19 protein-coding genes and 1 pseudogene are annotated in these 18840 nt (G+C 68.5%); 12 read left to right on the forward strand and 8 right to left on the reverse strand.

Annotation, left to right across the window (positions count from 1 at the left end; translation table 11 throughout):
* The 5 genes and pseudogenes from D183_RS26870 to D183_RS0105425 form a co-directional block, all read right to left on the reverse strand.
* Positions 1 to 106, reverse strand: a pseudogene (locus D183_RS26870) (DUF2058 domain-containing protein); the annotation flags it as partial.
* A gap of 27 nt (positions 107 to 133) precedes the next feature.
* The gene (locus D183_RS0105410) at positions 134 to 370 is read right to left on the reverse strand and encodes a SlyX family protein (RefSeq protein ID WP_017908102.1); all 237 of its coding nucleotides are present in this window, start codon (positions 368 to 370) and stop codon (positions 134 to 136) included.
* Positions 360 to 1706, reverse strand: a complete 1347-nt coding sequence (locus D183_RS0105415; protein WP_017908103.1) for a UDP-glucose dehydrogenase family protein — start codon at positions 1704 to 1706, stop codon at positions 360 to 362. The genes D183_RS0105410 and D183_RS0105415 overlap by 11 nt, the downstream gene beginning before the upstream one ends.
* 15 nt (positions 1707 to 1721) lie before the next feature.
* Positions 1722 to 2672, reverse strand: a complete 951-nt coding sequence (locus D183_RS0105420) for an FKBP-type peptidyl-prolyl cis-trans isomerase (protein ID WP_017908104.1) — start codon at positions 2670 to 2672, stop codon at positions 1722 to 1724.
* A 100-nt stretch (positions 2673 to 2772) separates the two neighbouring features.
* Complete coding sequence (locus D183_RS0105425; RefSeq protein ID WP_017908105.1) at positions 2773 to 3339, reverse strand: glutathione peroxidase; 567 nt, start codon at positions 3337 to 3339, stop codon at positions 2773 to 2775.
* A gap of 129 nt (positions 3340 to 3468) precedes the next feature.
* On the opposite strand from D183_RS0105425, the gene D183_RS0105430 reads away from it, so the two are divergent.
* Genes D183_RS0105430 through D183_RS0105455 form a run of 6 tightly spaced genes read left to right on the forward strand, consistent with a single transcriptional unit; the run spans position 3469 to position 7413 of the window.
* On the forward strand, positions 3469 to 3711 hold the full coding sequence (locus tag D183_RS0105430) for a hypothetical protein (protein WP_010344229.1): 243 nt from the start codon (positions 3469 to 3471) through the stop codon (positions 3709 to 3711).
* A gap of 2 nt (positions 3712 to 3713) precedes the next feature.
* Entirely contained in the window at positions 3714 to 4076 is a 363-nt protein-coding gene (locus tag D183_RS0105435; protein WP_017908106.1) for a GntR family transcriptional regulator, read from the forward strand.
* Positions 4073 to 4954 carry an ABC transporter ATP-binding protein gene (locus D183_RS0105440; protein WP_017908107.1) on the forward strand — a complete coding sequence of 294 codons (882 nt, stop codon included), beginning with the start codon at positions 4073 to 4075 and terminating at the stop codon, positions 4952 to 4954. The genes D183_RS0105435 and D183_RS0105440 overlap by 4 nt, the downstream gene beginning before the upstream one ends.
* The gene (locus D183_RS0105445) at positions 4951 to 5943 is read left to right on the forward strand and encodes a hypothetical protein (RefSeq protein WP_026144217.1); all 993 of its coding nucleotides are present in this window, start codon (positions 4951 to 4953) and stop codon (positions 5941 to 5943) included. The genes D183_RS0105440 and D183_RS0105445 overlap by 4 nt, the downstream gene beginning before the upstream one ends.
* 43 nt (positions 5944 to 5986) lie before the next feature.
* Entirely contained in the window at positions 5987 to 6808 is an 822-nt protein-coding gene (locus tag D183_RS0105450) for a DUF4097 family beta strand repeat-containing protein (protein ID WP_017908109.1), read from the forward strand.
* A gap of 44 nt (positions 6809 to 6852) precedes the next feature.
* Positions 6853 to 7413 (forward strand): DUF2884 family protein, encoded by a 561-nt coding sequence (locus D183_RS0105455; protein ID WP_017908110.1) that lies wholly within the window; start codon positions 6853 to 6855, stop codon positions 7411 to 7413.
* 100 nt (positions 7414 to 7513) lie between these two features.
* Here D183_RS0105455 and D183_RS0105460 read toward each other — a convergent pair whose 3' ends face one another.
* Positions 7514 to 8377 carry a DMT family transporter gene (locus D183_RS0105460; protein WP_026143342.1) on the reverse strand — a complete coding sequence of 288 codons (864 nt, stop codon included), beginning with the start codon at positions 8375 to 8377 and terminating at the stop codon, positions 7514 to 7516.
* Positions 8378 to 8538: 161 nt separating this feature from the next.
* Between D183_RS0105460 and D183_RS0105465 the strand changes: the two genes are divergently transcribed.
* Together D183_RS0105465 and D183_RS0105470 are read left to right on the forward strand one after the other, a co-directional pair.
* Entirely contained in the window at positions 8539 to 9906 is a 1368-nt protein-coding gene (locus D183_RS0105465) for an aminotransferase class I/II-fold pyridoxal phosphate-dependent enzyme (RefSeq protein ID WP_017908112.1), read from the forward strand.
* 79 nt (positions 9907 to 9985) lie between these two features.
* Positions 9986 to 10426, forward strand: a complete 441-nt coding sequence (locus D183_RS0105470) for a hypothetical protein (RefSeq protein ID WP_017908113.1) — start codon at positions 9986 to 9988, stop codon at positions 10424 to 10426.
* A gap of 217 nt (positions 10427 to 10643) precedes the next feature.
* Here the strand turns inward: D183_RS0105470 and D183_RS0105475 are convergent, their stop codons facing one another.
* The gene (locus D183_RS0105475) at positions 10644 to 12077 is read right to left on the reverse strand and encodes a class II fumarate hydratase (protein WP_026144218.1); all 1434 of its coding nucleotides are present in this window, start codon (positions 12075 to 12077) and stop codon (positions 10644 to 10646) included.
* 319 nt (positions 12078 to 12396) lie between these two features.
* The gene (locus D183_RS0105480) at positions 12397 to 13389 is read right to left on the reverse strand and encodes a YiiG family protein (protein WP_026144219.1); all 993 of its coding nucleotides are present in this window, start codon (positions 13387 to 13389) and stop codon (positions 12397 to 12399) included.
* A gap of 399 nt (positions 13390 to 13788) precedes the next feature.
* On the opposite strand from D183_RS0105480, the gene D183_RS0105485 reads away from it, so the two are divergent.
* From D183_RS0105485 to D183_RS0105500, 4 genes are all read left to right on the forward strand, one after another.
* The gene (locus tag D183_RS0105485; protein ID WP_017908116.1) at positions 13789 to 15108 is read left to right on the forward strand and encodes a hemolysin family protein; all 1320 of its coding nucleotides are present in this window, start codon (positions 13789 to 13791) and stop codon (positions 15106 to 15108) included.
* A 36-nt stretch (positions 15109 to 15144) separates the two neighbouring features.
* Positions 15145 to 16512 carry an adenylosuccinate lyase gene (gene purB, locus D183_RS0105490; RefSeq protein WP_017908117.1) on the forward strand — a complete coding sequence of 456 codons (1368 nt, stop codon included), beginning with the start codon at positions 15145 to 15147 and terminating at the stop codon, positions 16510 to 16512.
* A 66-nt stretch (positions 16513 to 16578) separates the two neighbouring features.
* On the forward strand, positions 16579 to 17181 hold the full coding sequence (locus D183_RS0105495; RefSeq protein WP_026144220.1) for a DUF3060 domain-containing protein: 603 nt from the start codon (positions 16579 to 16581) through the stop codon (positions 17179 to 17181).
* A gap of 287 nt (positions 17182 to 17468) precedes the next feature.
* Positions 17469 to 18710: a ribosomal protein uL16 3-hydroxylase gene (locus D183_RS0105500; protein WP_017908119.1), complete on the forward strand. Its 1242-nt coding sequence runs from the start codon at positions 17469 to 17471 to the stop codon at positions 18708 to 18710.
* Positions 18711 to 18840: the final 130 nt, after the last annotated feature.

Below are 18840 nucleotides of genomic sequence, written 5' to 3' on the forward strand. Positions count from 1 at the left end.
CCGGCCGTCCCTGCGGCCGCGGCGCGGCAGGCGGGGCTTTGCGTTCGGGTTTCGGCGCGGGCTTGAAGCCCAGGCCCAGCAATTGCTCGCGGAGGGTATCGCTCATCGGGACGGCATCGGTCGGTTCGGGGGATCAGTAATGCGGCGGCGGCGGTTCGTCGGCCGGATCGGCGTAGAGCGTGCTGCGCACCTTGCCCAGATCTTCGAGCAGGTGACGCAGCAACTCGGCGTTGCGCTGGCTTTCGATACGCGCTTCGGCCAGGGCATCGCTCATTTCCGACAGCGCCTGCTCCTGGAAGGAGAGGCGCGTTTCCAGCTCGATCAGGCGGTTCTCCAGCAACCGATCCTGGGTGGAAAAATCATGCTGCATGGATCGAACGTCCGCGGCCGATGCCGTAATACGCCAGGCCGAAGCTCTCGATTTCCTGCGGATCGTAGAGATTGCGGCCGTCGAACACCACCGCATCGCCGATCAGCTCCTTCATGCGGGTGAAGTCGGGGCTGCGGAACTGCTTCCACTCGGTGACCACCGCCAGCGCATCGGCGCCTTCCAGCGCGTCGAAGGCATCGTCGCAGAAATGCAGATCGGCGCGTTCGCCGAAGATGCGCTTGGCCTCGTCGGTCGCCTCCGGATCGTAGGCACGCACCGTCGCGCCCGCCTCCCACAGTTGCGCCAGCAGGCGGCGGCTGGAGGCGGCACGCATGTCGTCGGTGTTGGGCTTGAAGGCCAGGCCCCACACCGCGAAGGTCTTGCCCTTCAGCGACTGCGCCGCACCGTAGTGGCGCTGGATCAGCTCGTACAGATGGCCCTTCTGCGCCTCGTTGACCGCTTCCACCGCATCCAGCAGCCGGGGCGCATGCCCGACCTGCTGCGCGGTACGCGCCAGCGCCTGCACGTCCTTGGGGAAGCACGAGCCGCCGTAGCCGGCCCCCGGGTAGATGAAGTGCCAGCCGATGCGCGGATCCGAGCCGATGCCCTGGCGCACCTTCTCCACGTCGGCACCGACGCGCTCGGCGATGTTGGCGATCTCGTTCATGAAACTGATCTTGGTCGCCAGCATCGCGTTGGCCGCGTACTTGGTCAGTTCGGCCGAGCGCACGTCCATCTCCACGATGCGGTCGTGGTTGCGGTTGAACGGCGCGTACAGGCGACGCAGGCGCGCGGCCGAGCCGGGCTTGCTGCTACCGATGACGATGCGGTCCGGGCGCATGCAATCGGCGACGGCATCGCCTTCCTTCAGGAACTCCGGATTGGAGACCACGTCGAACTCGATCGCCTCGCCGCGCGCTTCCAGTTCGGCGGCGATCGCCGCGCGCACCTTGTCGGCGGTGCCGACAGGCACCGTCGACTTGTTGACCACGATGGTCGGCCCCTGGATGTGCTGGCCGATGGTGCGGGCCACCGCCAGGACGTACTGCAGATCTGCGCTACCGTCCTCGTCCGGCGGCGTACCGACGGCGATGAACACGATATCCCCATGCGCGATGGCGCTGGCCGCATCGGTGGTGAAGAACAGCCTCCGTGCGGCGTGATTGGCCTTGACCATCGGCGAGAGGCCAGGCTCGTAAATCGGGACCACGCCCTTGTTGAGCCCATCCACCTTGGCCTGGTCGATGTCTACGCACACCACATGGTGGCCGACTTCGGCCAGACAGGTTCCGGTGACGAGCCCGACATAGCCGGTGCCGAATATCGCTACGCGCATGTAATCTCCTTTCGGTTATTGAAGGATGTTCAAAAGTTCCACGTCGAAGGTCAACATCGCATCCGGGCCGATCGGGCTGCCCGGCATTCCCTGCGGGCCGTAGCCCAGATTGGACGGAATCCAGAAGCGGTACTTGGACCCCACCGGCATCAGCGCCACGCCCTCGCTCCAGCCCGGCACGACCTGGTTCAGCGCGAACTCGGCCGGCTGGCCGTTCTTGTAGGAGCTGTCGAAGACGGTGCCGTCGAGCAGCTTGCCCTCGTAGTTCACCCGCACCTTGCTGCTGGACGTGGGCCGCGCGCCGCTGCCTTCGCGCAGCACCATGTACTGCAGGCCGGACGGGGTGGTGATCACACCCTTCTGGTTCTTGTTCTGCGCCAGGAAGGCATTGCCTTCCTGCTTGTTCTTGGTCGCCACCGCGGCCTGCTTGGACGCACCGAAGGCCTGCAGCGTGGCCATCGCCTGCTCCTGGGTCATCGCGGTCTGGCCCTTGGCGAACACCGTGCGCACCGCGCCCATCAGCGTCGGCAGATCGATGTCGTTCTGGATCCGCGCCAGCGACGGACCGACCGCACGGTCGCCCAGCATCAGGCCCACGTTCTCCTTGGACACCGGCGGCGGCTGCGTGCCCGGCGCCATGCCCGGCACCGGCTGGCCGTTGCGCGCGGCCAGCTGCGTGCGCAGCGCGGTATCGGTGGCCTGGGTCTGTTCATCGGACAGCAGCGGCTTGCCCTGCTTGAAGGCGTTCTCGATCGCGCGCTGCATCGCGTCCACGTCGATGTCCTGGGCGATGGGCTCGAACGAACGCGCCACATCCATGCCGATCGCGTAGCTGACCTTCTGCTTCTCGGTGCTCAGCGTCGTCGCCGTGCTGCCGGCCGCCGGCGCCTGCGCGGACGCGTGACCGGCGACCATCGCCATCCCCACCACCAGCGACGCCACGGCGCCGCGCATTCCCATCTTCATTCGCTACTTTCCCTGGAAGTGAACTGTGAACTGGACGCGCCGAGCTGGCGCAGACAGAGGCCGGCATTGTCGCATGCGCGGCCGAGATGTTGACCCGCTTTCAGTGCGACGCCGGCTGCGCTTTCAGTTCGCGTTCGATGGCACTGCGCAAGGCCGGATCGTCCGGCGTGACCTTGCTCGGGAATTGCGCGACCACGCGCCCATCGCGCGAGATCAGATACTTGTGGAAATTCCAGCCCGGCGCCACGCCGGTGGCCTGGGTCAGTTGCTTGTACAGCGGCGTCGCCTCGTCGCCGATCACGTGCACCTTCTCGAACATCGGAAACTTCACCCCGTAGGTGAGCGTGCAGAATTCCTGGATCTGCTTCTCCGATCCGGGCTCCTGGCCCTTGAAGTCGTTGGACGGGAAGCCGAGCACGCTGAAGCCCTGCGCCGCGTACTGCTGCTGCAGCTTCTCCAGGCCGTCGTATTGCGGGGTGTAGCCGCACTTGCTGGCGGTGTTGACCACCAGCAGCACCTTGCCGCCGTAGGTCTTGTTCAGGTTCACCTTCTCCTTGCCGGCCAGCGGACGGTAGTCCCGGTCCAGCAGGGAGCCGGCCCAGGCACTGCCGACGGTGCCGGCAGCAGCCAGGATCGCGAGGAAAAACAGACGCTTGGGAAGTTTCATGGGGCACCGTCGAGAAGAAGTAAGGGAGTGGCACGCGACCAGGTCGGACGTTGGGTCAGCAGCGTGTTGACATGCCGTGTAACGGTGTTATAGTTAAATACAACACCACTCACCCAGAGCAGGTCCACGATGAATCTCAAACGCCTCCAGCGCAGTCTTCCGGCCCTGGTCATCGTCGGCACCCTGCTCTGCGCGAGCTGGATCGGCGCCCAACGCCACCAGGGACGGCCGCTGGATTATGGCGCCAGCACGCCGCACGACGACAGCGCCGCCGGCGCCGCACCTTCCACCGTCCCGGCGGTGCGGCGTCTGCGGGCTTCGCTGTCCGTGCCTTATTTCTCCTTCGCGCGCACCCTGCGCCCACGGAGCTGACCATGAGCGATATCCAATGGAGCGACGGCGCTCCGATCTACCGCCAGTTGAAGGAGCGCGTCATCGCGATGATGCTCGACGGCATCCTCAAGCCCGGCGATGCCCTGCCTTCGGTGCGCCAGGTGGCCGCCGAGTACCAGCTCAACCCGATCACCGTCTCGCGCGCCTACCAGGAACTGGCCGACGAGGCCCTGGTCGAGAAGCGTCGCGGGCTGGGCATGTTCATGACCGAGGAAGCGGCGCAGAAGCTGCGCGGCAGCGAGCGCGAGCGCTTCCTCAACGAAGAGTGGCCTCTGGTGCTGGAACGCATCCAGCGCCTGGGCCTGACACTGCAAGACTTGTTGCCACCGGGGAAAACGCCATGACTGCCGCTGTCGCCGCATCCGAATCCGTCGTCTACGCGCAGGGGTTGCGCAAGACCTACAACAACAAGCCGGCGCTGGCCGATGCGTCCTTCGCCATCGCGCCGGGCCGCATCGTCGGCCTGATCGGCCCCAACGGCGCCGGCAAGACCACCGCGCTGAAGGCGGTGCTGGGCCTGACCGCCGTGGAAGGCGAACTGCGCGTGCTGGGCATGGACCCGCGCAAGCAGCGCGACGCGCTGATGAACGAGGTGTGCTTCATCGCCGACGTGGCGGTGCTGCCGCGCTGGATGCGGGTCAGCGAGGCGATCGACTTCGTCGCCGGCGTGCATCCGCGCTTCGATCGCGCCAAGTGCGAGCGCTTCCTGGCCAATACCAAGCTCTCGCCCAAGCTGCGGGTGCGCGAGATGTCCAAGGGCATGATCGTGCAGTTGCACCTGGCCCTGGTGATGGCGATCGACGCGCGCCTGCTGGTGCTGGACGAGCCGACCCTGGGCCTGGACATCCTGTACCGCAAGGAGTTCTACCAGCGCCTGCTGGAAGACTACTTCGACGAACAGAAGACCATCATCATCACCACCCACCAGGTGGAGGAGATCGAGCACATCCTCACCGACGTGCTGTTCATCCGCGACGGTCGCATCGTGCTCAGCGCCGACATGGAGCACATGGCCACCCGCTACACCGAACTGCTGGTGCCGGCCGAGCGCATCGAGGCGGCGCGCGCGCTGCAGCCGATCGACGAACGCGGCCTGCCGTTCGGCAAGTCGGTATTCCTGTACGACGGCGTGCCGCAGGCGCAACTGGCCGCACTCGGCGAAACCCGCACCCCCGGCCTGGCCGACCTGTTCGTCGCCATCATGAAGGGCACCTACGCATGAACGCTCCCGCCAAATCGATCTCTCCCGTGTCCACGTTCAAGTGGCTGCTCAAGCGCGAGTTCTGGGAACACCGCGGCGGTTTCCTGTGGGCCCCGGTCATCACCGGCGGCATCGTCGCCACCCTGTACACGGTGCTGTCGATCATCGGCAGCATCGCCGGCCGCAACCATGGCGGCGGCGTGCATCTGAACGATGTGCAATGGGAAGGCCAGGTCAACAATGCCCACCAGATCATCGGCGCGGTCGGCGACGGCACCATGCTCGCCGGCGTGATCCTGGCCTGCATCGTGGTCGGCTTCGTGGTGTTCTTCTACGCGCTGGGCGCGCTGTACGACGACCGCCGCGACCGCAGCGTGCTGTTCTGGAAGTCGCTGCCGCTGTCGGACACCGGCACCGTGCTGTCCAAGGCCGCCTGGGCGCTGCTGCTGGCGCCGCTGCTGGCGATCGGCATCGGCCTGCTGATCGGCCTTGCACTGTGGGTGGTCACCGCCCTGACCCTGTCGGTCAACGGCATCCCGCAGAGCACCGCGGTCTTCACCGAATCGCACCCGCTGCGCATCATCGGCATGGTCCTGGCCGCACTGCCGGTGCAGGTCATGTGGTCGCTGCCGGCGATCGGCTGGCTGATGCTGTGCTCGGCCTGGGCGCGCAGCAAGCCGTTCCTGTGGGCGGTGCTGATCCCGATCCTGGGCTGCGTGATGGCCAGCATGATGGGCATCCTGCCGATGCTCAACGTCAACCACAACCTGATCTGGTACACCGTGGTCTACCGCGGCCTGCTCAGCGTGCTGCCCGGCAGCTGGGGTCCGGTGCTGAACGAGCAGGTGGCCGAGACCCACATCAGCGGTCCGCAGGATCTGGTCAATGCGATCCATCTCGGCGACAGCTGGGTGCTGTTCCGCGACCCCGACATCTGGATCGGCGCCGCGGTCGGCGTGGCCTTCATCGTCGCCGCGATCTACGTGCGCCGCTGGCGCGACGAAGCCTGATCGCACCTCCGTCTCTCTTCCCTTTTCCGCAAGGAGTTTTCCGATGCGCAAGACCCTCGCCCTGTGTGCCCTGCTGTCGCTGCCGGCCGTCGCCATGGCCGACGACTGCAAGTATTCCGAACCGCGCGAACTGAAGCTGGATCTGACCGGCGTCAAGTCGGTGCTGCTGGACGTGCAGCAGAACGACCTCAAGCTCAGCGGCGCCAGCGGCGACTCCACTCTGCGCGGCCGTGCCTGCGCCTCCGACGCGGACATGCTCAAGGAGCTGACCCTGCGCCAGCGCCACGACGGCGACACCCTGGTGGTGACGCTGAAGCACGAGGGCAAGATCCACGGCATCAGCGTCGGCAACCGCTACGCCTACCTCAACGTGGCCGGCAGCATCCCGGCCAACCTGCCGGTGCAGCTGCAACTGGGCTCCGGCGACGCCGAGATCAGCGGCGTGGCCTCGCTCGACGCCAAGGTCGGCTCCGGCGACCTGCACGCGCAGAACATTCGCGGCGCGGTCAGCGCCACGGTCGGCTCCGGCGACATCGAACTGCGCAATGTCGGCAGCGTGGCTTTGCCGACGCTGGGCTCGGGCGACGTCAAGGCCGATCAGGTCGGCGGCGACGTCAAGGTCGGCACCGTCGGCTCCGGCGACCTGACCGTGCACGGCGTGCGCGGCAGCGTGCAGGTCGACAGCGTCGGCTCCGGCGACGTGCAACTGCGCGACGTCACCGGCAATGTCGCGGTGCAGACGGTCGGCTCCGGCGACCTGGATGTCGGCACCGTCGGCGGCAACCTGAGCGTGCAGAAGGTCGGCAGCGGCGACGTCACCCACCGCGGCGTGCGTGGCAGCGTCAACCTGCCCAAGCCGCGCTGATCCTGCCCCCCGATCTCCTTCCACATCCACACGAGGACGCGCCCATGCAGTACCGTTCCCTGTCCCTGGCCGGCGTCGCCCTGGCCGTGCTGTTCTCGCTCAGCGCCTGCCAGCGCTCGGCCTCGTCGAACGACCGCGTCGTGGTCGACCACGGCGGCGCGCAAAGCCTGACCTTTCTCAACGGCGACCTCACCCTGAAGGCCGATGGCCAGCCGCCGGCCACCATCACCCGCGACGGCAAGCTGCTGATCGACGGCAAGCCGGTCGCGCTGGACGCCGAGCAACAGCGCCTGTTGCTGGCCTACCGCAGCCAGATCGAGGCGGTCGGCAAGCAGGGCGTGGAAGTCGGCAAGGCCGGCGCGGCGCTCGGCGTGAAGGCGGCCGGCGATGCGATCAGCGGCGTGCTCAGCGGCGACACCGAGCACATCGGCGCGCAGGTCGAGGCGCAGGCCGACAAGATCAAGCAGGCCGCGCTGAAGATCTGCGACCAGGTCGCCGCGCTGCGCGCCGCGCAGGATGCGCTGATGCAGAAGGTGCCGGCGTTCCGCCCCTACTCCACCCTCGACGACAGCGACGTCAGCGACTGCAAGCACTCGGCCGCGTAATCGGCGGCAGCCACGCTGCCGCGACCATCGTCCACGAGCGCCCGCTGAGTCCGCGCTCCACCCGGCAGGCGTGCAAACGCCTGCCGGGCGGGTCGCGGTCTCAGCGGGCGTAATGTTTCGCGCCGGCCACGCAGACCATCGCGACCAGGGTCACCGCCAGCATCGTCCAGCTCACGGTTTCGTGCAGCAGCAGCGCGGCCAGGCCCAAGCCGATGAAGGGCTGGAACAACTGCAGTTGCCCGACCGCCGCGATCCCGCCTTGCGCCAGGCCGCGGTACCAGAACACGAAGCCGATCAACATGCTGAACAGCGAGACATAGCCCAGGCCAAGCCATGCCGGCATGCGCACGGTGCCGAACGACGCAGGCTGCGTCAGCAAGGCCAGGGACACCATCAGCGGCAGCGACAGCACCAGCGCCCAACAGATGACCTGCCATCCGCCCAGCGTGCGCGACAGGCGCGCGCCCTCCGCATAGCCCAGCCCACACAGCACCACCGCGGCCAGCATCAGCAGATCGCCCTGCCACGAGGCGTCGATCCCGCCGATCGCCGCATAGCCGACGACGCTGCAGGCACCGGCCAGCGAGAACACCCAGAACGGTGGACGCGGGCGTTCGCCGGCGCGCAACACGGCGAAGACGGCGGTGCACAACGGCAGCAGGCCCACGAACACGATGGAATGCGCCGAGGTGACGTGCTGCAGCGCCAGTGCGGTCAGCAGGGGAAATCCGGCCACGACCCCCAGCGCCGTCATCGCCAAGGCGGGGAGTTCGGCGCGGCGCGGACGCGGTTGCCGAAACCCGAGCAGGAGCGCCAGCCCCAGCGCGGCGGCAATGCTGGCGCGGGCGCAGGTCAGGAACACGGGGGAGAAATCGGCGACCGCGACGCGCGTTGCGGGCAACGACCCCGCAAAAATCATCACGCCGATACATCCATTGATCCAGCCACCGGTGGTTTTTTCCATGCGCGTCTCCTTCTGCATCGCCGTTGCAGTAGACGCCTCGTGGGACCGACACGGCCAGATACGATCCAATACGGTTTCGCAGTACTGTTATGGCTCAAGACCCAGTACAGCTGACGACAGTGGACAGACCCGTAGCACCCGGCACGCGCATCGATGCGGTGATGGCCGACATCCGCGCCCGCATCGCCAACCGCACCAGCCTGCCGGGAGCGCGCCTGCCCTCCGTGCGCGCGCAGGCGCACGCGCTGCGGGTGTCGGTGTCGACGGTGGTGGAAGCCTACGAGCGGCTGGCGGCCGAGGGCGCGATCGCGGCGCGCCCAGGGTCGGGCTTCTATGTGGCCGGGTCGGTGGCCCCACTGGCGCTGGCGCAACTCGGCCCGAAGCTCGACCGGCAGATCGATCCGCTGTGGGTGTCGCGGCAGTCGCTGGAAGCGGATGCGCGCGTGCTCAAGCCCGGCTGCGGCTGGCTGCCACCCGAATGGCTGTACGGCGCGGGCATGCGCCGCGCACTGCGCACGCTGGCGCGCGCCGACACGCAGGAACTGACCGAGTACGCCACGCCCCTGGGCCACCCCGGCTTGCGCCAGTTCCTGTCGCGACGGCTGGCGGGCAACGGTGTGCAGGCGCCGCCCGAACAGATCCTGCTCGCCGAATCGGGCACGCATGCGATCGACCTGATCGGCCGTTTCCTGCTCTCGCCCAGCGACACGGTGCTGGTCGACGACCCGTGCTACTTCAATTTCCATGCCTTGCTCAAGGCGCATCGCGTGCAGGTCGTGGGCGTGCCCTATACGCCGAACGGACCGGACGTGGCGCACTTCGAAGCGGCGCTGCGGGCGCATGCGCCGCGGCTGTACATCACCAATTCGGGGATCCACAACCCCACCGGCGCGACCCTGTCCGCGGCGACGGCGCACCGGCTGCTGCTCCTGGCCGAAGGCTCGGACCTGGTGATCGTCGAGGACGACATCTTCGCCGACTTCGAGACCAGCCCCGCCCCGCGGCTGGCGGCCTTCGACGGCCTGGCGCGGGTCATCCAGATCGGTAGCTTTTCCAAGACGGTGTCGGCGTCGCTGCGTTGCGGCTACATCGCCGCACGTGGCGACTGGATCGAAAGCCTCGCCGACCTGAAGATCGCCACCAGCTTCGGCGGCGGCCGGCTGGCGGCCGAGGCCGTGCGGATCGCCCTGACCGACAGCGGCTACCGCCGGCATCTGGAGACCTTGCGGCGGCGCCTGGCGGAGCAGATGGCCAGGACGGTAGAGCGGCTCCAGGGTCTCGGCGTCCGACCCTGGCTGATTCCGCGGGCCGGCCTGTTCCTTTGGTGCAGGCTGCCCGCGGGCATGGAGGCCGCAGCGATCGCACACGCCTGCCTGCAGGAAGGCGTGGTGCTGGCGCCGGGCAATGCCTTCAGCCAGTCGTTGAGCGCAGGCGATTTCCTGCGTTTCAACGTCGCGCAATCCACCGACGAGCGGATGTTCAGCGTGCTCGCGCGCGCCATGCAGTCCGCTGCGAACCCACGCCGCTAGCGCGCGGCCAGCGCGCCCCGCCACGACCGCAGCCGCCGCACGTTCTAGAATGCCCGCACTCCCCCACTGCATCGCCTCCATGAAGAAGACGCTGTTCGCCTGGTTCTCGCTGCTGTCGTTATGCCTGCTGCTCGCCGCCTGCGGCGGACGCGGCGGCGAGACCACCTCCTCGCGCGCCGAGCGCAGCAAGCCGCGGGTGGCGGTGGACAGCATGAACGTGATGCTGCGCCGCGCCCCGGCTGCCAATGCCACCATCGGGCCCGACGGCAGCCTGCGCATCGACGACATCGAACTGCCGCTGCCCGCCGCGCAGCGCACCGAACTGCAGCAGTTGTTCATGCACCTGCAGATGCAGCGCCAGCGCACCCTGGAGACCGCGGCGCCGGACCCGAACATGCGCTCGGTGGGCTTCGCGCCGACTCCGGAGATCACCGAAGCGCAGACGGCCGTGCTGCGCGACATTCCCTCGTTGCAGCCGTACCGCGACAGCTTCGGCAACCTGCAGGCCGAGCGCCGCTGAGACGTGCCGGCGCGCGTGCGCCGGCATGAGAGCCCTCAGTAAGAGTTGGTCCCTTCCTTTGGGAGCGGCTTCAGCCGCGATAGGCTTTACCGGGAAGGCCCGTCGCGGCTGAAGCTGCTCCTACGCAGCTTGCGATGAGGTGTCTGGGCGCGATGTGGGAGTGACTTCAGTCCCGACTGCTGCCACATTCAACCGCCAGCATGCGCTCCGTCACGACTCAGCCGCCGCCCCCCGCGCCGGCATGGATGCCGCCCTCGGTCAGTGCGGCAGGGTCCAGCAGCCGGCGCAGTTCGTCCTCGCCGAGGCCGCTGTCCTCCTTGGCCACCTCCAGCACCGGCCGGTTCTCCTTGTAGGCACGCTTGGCGATCGCCGCGGCCTTCTCGTAGCCGATGATCGGATTCAGCGCGGTCACCAGGATCGGATTGCGGTCCAGCGCCTCGCGCACCCGCTCCTCGCGCACCTTGAGCCCGGCGATCGCAGAATCGGCCAGCAACACAGAGACGTTGCCCAGCAACTGGATCGAGTCCAGCAGGTTCGCCGCGATCAGCGGCAGGGTCACGTTCAACTGGAAGTTGCCGGTCTGCCCGGCCACGGTGATCGCGGTGTGGTGGCCGATGACCTGCGCGCAGGCCATCACCGTGGCTTCGGGAATCACCGGATTGACCTTGCCCGGCATGATCGAGCTGCCCGGCTGCAGCGCCGGCAACTCGATCTCGCCGAGGCCGGCCAGCGGCCCGGCGTTCATCCAGCGCAGGTCGTTGGCGATCTTGATCAGCGCCACCGCCAGCGCGTTGAGCTGGCCGGACAGTTCCACCGCATCGTCCTGCGCGGCCAGGCCCTCGAACTTGTTCTCGGCGCTCTCGAAGGTATGGTCGGTCAGCGCCGACAGCGCCTTGGCAACCTTGCCGCCGAAGCGCGGGTCGGCGTTGATGCCGGTGCCGATCGCGGTGCCGCCCAGCGGCAGCCGGCGCAGGCGCTTGAGGCTGTCGTCGATGCGCGCCTGCGCCGACACCAGCTGCGCCGACCAGGCACCGAACTCCTGGCCGAAGGTCAGCGGCATCGCGTCCATCAGGTGGGTGCGCCCGGTCTTGACCACACCCTGCAACTGCTTGGCGCGCTTGTCGATCGTCTTGCGCAGGTGCTTGAGCGACGGCAGCAGATGCTCGCGCGCAGCGAGCAACGCAGCGACGCGGATCGCGGTGGGGACCACGTCGTTGGAACTCTGGCCGAGGTTGACGTGGTCGTTGGGATGCACCGCCGGCCGTGTCTTGCTGCCGTTCTTGCCCTCGCCCTTGGCGGCGCGGTTGGCCAGCGTGGCAATGACCTCGTTGGCGTTCATGTTCGACGAGGTGCCGGACCCGGTCTGGTAGATGTCGATCGGGAAGTGCGCGTCGTGGCGGCCGTCGGCCACCTCCAGCGCCGCGGCCTGGATCACCTTCGCGACCGCCTTCGGCAGCAGGTCCAGGTCGGCGTTGACGCCGGCCGCGGCGGCCTTGATCAGCCCCAGCGCGCGGATGAAGCCGCGCGGCATCGGCTGCCCGGACACCGGAAAGTTCTGTACCGCACGCTGGGTCTGTGCCCCCCACAAGGCATCGGCGGGCACCTGCAGTTCGCCCATGCTGTCGTGTTCGACCCTGAATGTGTCACTCATCGCGCAATCTCCGCATCTGCAAAAGGGAATCCATCGGCGCCGTCGTCGGACGTCCGGGGAGGCAGGCTGGCGGGATTGCGGCTGGCGCACGCATTATCCGTGGCGCAGCGCCCGGCGTCAGCAGTGTGCGCCGGCGGATGTTAGGAATGTCTGGAGGCGAGGGATGCGCGCGCGGTGATCGGCGGATGCAGGCAGCCAACGCGGTGACCGTCGACGGTACGCAATGACCGGCCGTAGCGCCGACAAGACGCGGCAGCACGCGGGCTGCCGTGGCGACCGCCGCGGCAGACCGGCGGCATTGCGCCGCCGGCCAGGACGCTTACTGCTGGCGATTGCTCTGGAACACCAGGTCGTTGTAGCTCTTCATCAGGCGTGCCGGCGAGCCTTCCGGCGCGACGATCGGATTGTCCAGCGAGCGCTGCTCGAATGCGCTGTACGGAATCTTCTCCGCCACCCGCTTGATGCGCGCCTTGGATTCCTTGCGGAAGTTCTCCGCCGCCGTCTCGAAATCGCTCCAGTCGGACTTGCCCGGCTCCTGGTTGGCGACCTTGGCGTGCGCCTCGTCGGACAGGCTGTTGAAGCCGGCCACCAATGCCGTGGCCTTGGCGGTGTCGAAGTCGTCGTCCTGCATCAGGCCGACGATGTCCTTGGCCTCGAGCATCATCGACAACCGATAGAAGTCGCGGGTGCGGCCCTCGGCCTTTTCCATCGCCTTCAGTTGCTCGCGCTGCGCGGCGTCGTTCTGCGCCTCCAGTTCGTGGCTGAAGGCCTCGCTGGCCTCGTGGAATTCGGACAGCGCGGCCATCAGCGGCGCATGCAGTTGCTTGCCCTTGGCGAACTGGTCGTCCTGGTAGTCCTCGCGGTCGTAGTAGTCGCGCGCCTGGTTGGCCAGCGGCTGCAGCGTCTTCAAGGCGGCCAGATAGCGCTTCGCCGCGGCATCCAGCGCAGGCAGCGACGGCTTGGCCGCGATCGCCTCAGTCATCGGCGCATCGCACAGCTTCATCGCGTACTCGTCGATCGGGGCGGGCCCGTACACGCTGGTTTCCTTGCCGGTGGGGCCGGCCTTGGGATCGGCCATCCAGCGTACGTACTGCTGCGCGCCTTCGTGGATGCGCCCATCGACCTTGTTGAAGCATTCGATGTAGGCGTTGAGCTTGCCGGTCAGCGCCTGGTCCACGTCGCTGGCGCCGGCATCGGCGGATGCATGGTTGGCATCGGCACTGGCCGGTGTCGCCGCAGGCTTGCCACCGCAGGCGGTGAGAAAAACGGACACAGCGGCGGCCAGCGCCGCCAGACGCAAGGAAGATTTCATGGGGGAATATCGACGTTGAAAACGGTTACAGAAAGTTTAGCAAACGAAAAGATCGTCGCGGCGTGATGGTTGAGTGCGGGGATGATCAGCCATTCGGCTGCTGAAAGGCCGGGGAGTGGGGAGTGGGGATTCGTGACAGCGGTTCTGCGCGCTGATCCATGGGTGCATGTGGCTGCGGTGCCATGTGACCGAATGCGCGGGACGGCGCGTGCACGCGGCAACGACGCAGTGCATCGGCTAGACTGCGGAGACGTATCACCGATGGAACTCTCACGCCGCCATGGGCGACGATTCAGACTGTAGATGCCGGCGCACGCTGCGCCGGACCACGCACCCCGCCGTTTCCACCCCTCCCGCCCGGCGCCCTGACGCGCCAGCCGCGCGCGCCGGGGAACTCACATGATCGGCAACCTCCTGCTGCTGGCACTGGCGATGCTGCTGGTGCTGCTCAACGGCTTCTTCGTCGCCGCCGAGTTCGCCCTGGTCAAGTTGCGCCACACGCAGGCCGTGGGCCTGGCCGAGCACCACGGCTGGCGCGGCCGCCTGCTGCTCAACGTGCACGGCCACCTCGACGCCTACCTGTCGGCCTGCCAGCTCGGCATCACCCTGTCATCGCTGGGCCTGGGCTGGGTCGGCGAGCCGGCCTTCGCGCACTTGCTGCAGCCGCTGTTCGACCTGCTGGGGCTGAGCCAAGAGGCGGCACGCCTGAGCGCCTTCGTCATCGCCTTCAGCGTCATCTCGTTCCTGCACATCGTGCTGGGCGAACTGGCCCCCAAGTCGATGGCGATCCGCCGCCCGGAGCGCATGTCGCTGTGGACCGCCGCACCGCTGTACCTGTTCTACTGGGCGATGTATCCGGCAATCTGGCTGCTCAACACCAGCGCCAACGCGCTGCTGAAGGCCGCGGGCTGGGGCGATGTGGAGCACACCTCGCATCGCTATTCGCGCGAGGAACTGAAGCTGATCGTCGGCCGCCAGCAACCCGCAGGCGGCGCGCCGGATCACGAACTGACCCTGATGAGCCATGCCTTGGAGCTGCCGGAACTGGTGGCCGGCGATTTGATGCGCGCGCGCGACCATCTGCGCGGGTTCCGCGAAGGCATGGCGCTGGACGCGGTGATGGCCGAGTTCGCCGACAGCCGCTACAGCCGCTATCCGTGGTTCGACCGCGACGGCGAGCAGGTGCTGGGCATCCTGCATATGAAGGACCTGCTGGTGGAGATCGCCCGCGGCCGCCGCAGCGACGACCTGCGTCCGCTGCTGCGCCCGGCCAACCTTATCGCGCTGGAAACGCCGGTGCCGCTGGTGCTGGAGCGCTTCCGCACCGGCACCACGCACATGGCGCTGTGCGTGGACGAGCACGGCCGCATCCTCGGCTACTTCACCCTGGAAGACCTGCTGGAAGTGGTGGTCGGCGACATCGAGGACGAGCACCCGCACGTGGTCAAGGACGCGCCGACCCGCGGCGCCGACGGCAGTGTGCTGGTCGCCGGCTCGACCTCGATCTTCCGCCTCGAACGCCTGCTCGGCCGCGACCTGCGCGCGCCGGAGCACCTCAACTCGGTCGGCGGGCTGATCGTGCACCAGTTGCAGCGGCTGCCCGAGGAAGGCGAGCAGTTGGAGATCGACGGCCACCTGTTCACGGTCAAGCGCATGGCCGGGCACCGCATCCAGGCGGTGACGGTACGCCTGGCGCCGGCCGAGGCCGCGCCGACGTAGAATGGCGCTCCCGCCGACACCACCCCACGCCCCGCCATGTCCGATTCCGCCCTGCTCGCCCTGTCCCCGCTCGATGGCCGCTATGCCGGCAAGGTCGACGCCCTGCGGCCGATCTTCTCCGAATACGGCCTGATCAAGGCGCGGGTGAAGGTGGAGATCGAATGGCTGCTGGCGCTGGGCGCCGAGCCGGGCATCGGCGAGCTGGCCGCGTTCTCGCCGGCGGCGGCGCAACGCCTGCGCGCGCTGGCCGAGGGCTTCGGCGTGGAGCACGCGGCGCGGGTCAAGCAGATCGAGCGCACCACCAACCACGACGTCAAGGCGGTGGAGTACTTCATCAAGGAGCAGCTCAAGGACGACGCCGAACTCGGCCCGGCCCTGGAGTTCGTGCATTTCGCCTGCACCAGCGAGGACATCAACAACCTCAGCTACGGGCTGATGCTGGAGCAGGCCCGGCGCGAGGTGCTGCTGCCGACCCTGGACGCGGTGATCGCGACGCTGCGCGCGCTGGCCCATGCGCAGGCCGCACAGCCGATGCTGTCGCGCACCCACGGCCAGACCGCCTCGCCGACCACCCTGGGCAAGGAGATCGCCAACGTCGTCGCCCGCCTCGAGCGCCAGCGCCGGCAGATCGCCGCGGTCGAGCTGACCGGCAAGATCAACGGCGCGGTCGGCAACTACAATGCCCACGTCGCCAGCTATCCCGACGTCGACTGGCCGGGCTTCGCGCAGCGTTTCGTGGAAAGCCTGGGCCTGGTGTTCAACCCCTACACCACCCAGATCGAGCCGCACGACAACGTCGCCGAACTGGGCGACGCCACCCGCCGCGCCAACACCGTGCTGATCGACCTGGCGCGCGACATCTGGGGCTACATCTCGCTGGGCTACTTCAAGCAGAAGCTCAAGGAAGGCGAAGTCGGCTCCTCGACCATGCCGCACAAGGTCAACCCGATCGACTTCGAGAACGCCGAAGGCAACTTCGGCATCGCCAACGCCCTGTTCGAGCACTTCTCGGCCAAGCTGCCGATCAGCCGCTGGCAGCGCGACCTCACCGACTCCACCGTGCTGCGCGCGCTCGGCACCGCCTTCGGCCATACCCAGGTGGCGCTGGACTCGCTGGCCAAGGGCCTGGGCAAGCTGACCGTGAACCCGGAGCGCCTGGACGCCGACCTGGATGCCGCCTGGGAAGTGCTGGCCGAAGCCGTGCAGACGGTGATGCGCCGCCACGGCCTGCCCAATCCCTACGAGCAGCTCAAGGCGCTGACCCGCGGCCAGGGCATCACCGCCGACTCGATGCGCGCCTTCGTCGAGACCCTGGACCTGCCCGAGGACGCCAAGCAGCGCCTGCGCGAGCTGACCCCGGGCGGCTACGTCGGCCTGGCCGAGCGGCTGGCGCGCGGCGTCTGAGCTAGGTTCGTCCATCCTGGGTTAATCGGCCGGGGGCATGCTGGTGGCTCACAGCAGAGCCCCGCGATGAGACCCACCCCGTTGTTTGTGTTGCCGATGCTGGTCCTGGCCGGCTGCGCGCAGGCGCCACGCCCGCCGGCCGGCGATGGCGCGCACACCGCCGCCCCGCGCACCGTGGTCATGCAGGCCGCGCCGCCGATCGCGGCGGCGCCATCGGCCGGCGACATCGCCGATGGCGACGAGCGCGACGCCGAGACGCCGATCCGCATGGCCGCCTCGGCCAGCGGCGACATCGATTGCGACGGTCGCGACCTGAACATCGTCGGCCGCGACGCCACCCTGGTGCTGCACGGGCACTGCGCCACCGTCAGCCTGTTCGGCCGCAACGGCAACCTGCAGATCGAGCGGGCCGACACCCTGCGCGTGCTCGGCGACAACGCCCAGATCGCGATGCGCGGCGATGCCGGGCAGGTCGCCTTGTTCGGCCGCCATGGCCGGCTGCAGATGGCGCGCATCGCGACACTGGACGTGTCCGGCGACCAGAACCAGTTGCAGGCCAGCGAGATCGACACCATCGCCCTGCAGGGCAACGGCAATGCCATCGTCCAGCGCAGCGGCAGCGCCCAGGTCGACGACGGCGGCCGCGACAACCGCATCCTCGTCCAATAGCGCGAACGGCGCTGCGCCCCCACCGCCCTGACCTACCCGGGGCGTCGCCGTCATCGCCCAGTCCGGATGCGCCTGGCGCCGCCCCTGGCCTGCGCGCACGGGGTCACCCACGATGCGCGGTCGCGACACACCGCCAGGGCCTCCGCACGGCCGCCCATCCGCGCACGGCGGCGCACACGAAGACCAGCGCGATGGCCCCACGCGCCAAACCGGCGGACAATGGCGGGGTCGGCCGGCGCCGCTGCGCGCCCGCTCTTTACCTTCCGCGTCGCAAGGACCCACCGCACATGGCTGCCCGCAAGACCGCCGCTCTCGCCTTCGAACTCCACGCCCGCCCCGGGCAACCGCTGGGCATGCCCGCGGCGACCTTCCTGCGCGACTACTGGCACAAGCGCCCGCTGCTGATCCGCAACGCCTTCCCCAACTTCGTCTCGCCGATCGAGCCCGGCGACCTGGCCGGCCTGGCCTGCGAGGAAGCGGCGCTGTCGCGGCTGATCGAGCACGACCGCGCCAACGACCGCTGGCGGGTGCGCAGCGGCCCGTTCCAGGAGCACGAGTTCCCCGGCATGCCCGACCACGACTGGACCCTGCTGGTGCAGGACGTGGACAAGTGGGACCCGGACATCCGCGCCCTGCTCGAGCAGTTCCGCTTCCTGCCACGCTGGCGGGTGGACGACGTGATGGTCAGCTTCGCCGCGCGCGGCGGCTCGGTCGGCGCGCACGTGGACCACTACGACGTGTTCCTGCTGCAGGCCCACGGCCATCGCCGCTGGCAGATCGACGCCAGCGTCGCACTGGGCCGCCCGGCGCCGCCGACCGACTTCCGCGACGACGTGGAGCTGAAACTACTGCGCCAGTTCGACCCGACCCACGACTGGGTGCTGGGACCGGGCGACATGCTGTACCTGCCGCCGCTGGTGCCGCATCACGGCGTCGCCGAAGACGCCTGCCTGACCTTCTCGGTGGGCATGCGCGCACCGTCCTCGGCCGAGCTGATCGCCGATTACCTGGACACCCTGATCGACGGCGCCGACGAGGCATTGCGCTACCACGACGAAGACCTGCAGGCGCCGGCCGATCCGTACGAGATCGACGCGGCGGCGATGGGTCGCGTGGTCGAGGCGCTGAACGCCCTGCGCATGAACGACCCGGACAAGCTGGGCGCCTGGTTCGGCCGCTTCATCACCACCTACCGTGCCGCCGGCGACATCCTGCCGCCGGCCGGCCTGCCGCCGGCGGAAGAGATCGCCGCCGCGCTGGAACAGGGCCTGGTCCTGCAGCGGCACCCGTGGGCGCGGCCGGCGTGGCGGCGTGCCAGCCGCGGCGCCATGCTGTTCTGCAGCGGCCAGGAGTTCGCGCTGCCGGTCAAGGATGCCAAGCGCCTGGCCGCGGCCGAGCACATCGACGGCACCGACTACGCCGCGCTGTCGGCGGCCGGCAGGCAGACCCTGCTGGAGCTGATCGAAGGCGGCTTCTACCAGCCGCTGGAGGCCGAGGACGCCACCGACGAGGACGCCGACGCGGCCTGATCCGACCATGCCCGGCCCCGGTTTCCGCATCGCTGCGCTGGATCCCGTCCGCGACGGGGCCGAACTGCGCGCGCTGCGCGCCGCGGCCGGCACCGCCGTGGACCTGGCCGACGCCGCCGCCGCGCTGGAC

The organism is Xanthomonas sp. SHU 199, assembly GCF_000364665.1.
Classification (GTDB): domain Bacteria; phylum Pseudomonadota; class Gammaproteobacteria; order Xanthomonadales; family Xanthomonadaceae; genus Xanthomonas_A; species Xanthomonas_A sontii.

What these genes read in the sequence shown, in the direction of transcription:
- purB (WP_017908117.1), top strand. Translation starts at nt 15,145, where the DNA reads ATGTCCGATTCCGCCCTGCTCGCCCTGTCCCCGCTCGATGGCCGCTAT.
- D183_RS0105445 (WP_026144217.1), top strand. Translation starts at nt 4,951, where the DNA reads ATGAACGCTCCCGCCAAATCGATCTCTCCCGTGTCCACGTTCAAGTGG.
- D183_RS0105500 (WP_017908119.1), top strand. Translation starts at nt 17,469, where the DNA reads ATGGCTGCCCGCAAGACCGCCGCTCTCGCCTTCGAACTCCACGCCCGC.
- D183_RS0105415 (WP_017908103.1), bottom strand. Translation starts at nt 1,706, where the DNA reads ATGCGCGTAGCGATATTCGGCACCGGCTATGTCGGGCTCGTCACCGGA.
- D183_RS0105440 (WP_017908107.1), top strand. Translation starts at nt 4,073, where the DNA reads ATGACTGCCGCTGTCGCCGCATCCGAATCCGTCGTCTACGCGCAGGGG.
- D183_RS0105435 (WP_017908106.1), top strand. Translation starts at nt 3,714, where the DNA reads ATGAGCGATATCCAATGGAGCGACGGCGCTCCGATCTACCGCCAGTTG.
- D183_RS0105465 (WP_017908112.1), top strand. Translation starts at nt 8,539, where the DNA reads ATGGCCGACATCCGCGCCCGCATCGCCAACCGCACCAGCCTGCCGGGA.
- D183_RS0105430 (WP_010344229.1), top strand. Translation starts at nt 3,469, where the DNA reads ATGAATCTCAAACGCCTCCAGCGCAGTCTTCCGGCCCTGGTCATCGTC.
- D183_RS0105470 (WP_017908113.1), top strand. Translation starts at nt 9,986, where the DNA reads ATGAAGAAGACGCTGTTCGCCTGGTTCTCGCTGCTGTCGTTATGCCTG.
- D183_RS0105455 (WP_017908110.1), top strand. Translation starts at nt 6,853, where the DNA reads ATGCAGTACCGTTCCCTGTCCCTGGCCGGCGTCGCCCTGGCCGTGCTG.
- D183_RS0105475 (WP_026144218.1), bottom strand. Translation starts at nt 12,077, where the DNA reads ATGAGTGACACATTCAGGGTCGAACACGACAGCATGGGCGAACTGCAG.
- D183_RS0105410 (WP_017908102.1), bottom strand. Translation starts at nt 370, where the DNA reads ATGCAGCATGATTTTTCCACCCAGGATCGGTTGCTGGAGAACCGCCTG.
- D183_RS0105495 (WP_026144220.1), top strand. Translation starts at nt 16,579, where the DNA reads ATGAGACCCACCCCGTTGTTTGTGTTGCCGATGCTGGTCCTGGCCGGC.
- D183_RS0105425 (WP_017908105.1), bottom strand. Translation starts at nt 3,339, where the DNA reads ATGAAACTTCCCAAGCGTCTGTTTTTCCTCGCGATCCTGGCTGCTGCC.
- D183_RS0105420 (WP_017908104.1), bottom strand. Translation starts at nt 2,672, where the DNA reads ATGAAGATGGGAATGCGCGGCGCCGTGGCGTCGCTGGTGGTGGGGATG.
- D183_RS0105460 (WP_026143342.1), bottom strand. Translation starts at nt 8,377, where the DNA reads ATGGAAAAAACCACCGGTGGCTGGATCAATGGATGTATCGGCGTGATG.
- D183_RS0105480 (WP_026144219.1), bottom strand. Translation starts at nt 13,389, where the DNA reads ATGAAATCTTCCTTGCGTCTGGCGGCGCTGGCCGCCGCTGTGTCCGTT.
- D183_RS0105485 (WP_017908116.1), top strand. Translation starts at nt 13,789, where the DNA reads ATGATCGGCAACCTCCTGCTGCTGGCACTGGCGATGCTGCTGGTGCTG.
- D183_RS0105450 (WP_017908109.1), top strand. Translation starts at nt 5,987, where the DNA reads ATGCGCAAGACCCTCGCCCTGTGTGCCCTGCTGTCGCTGCCGGCCGTC.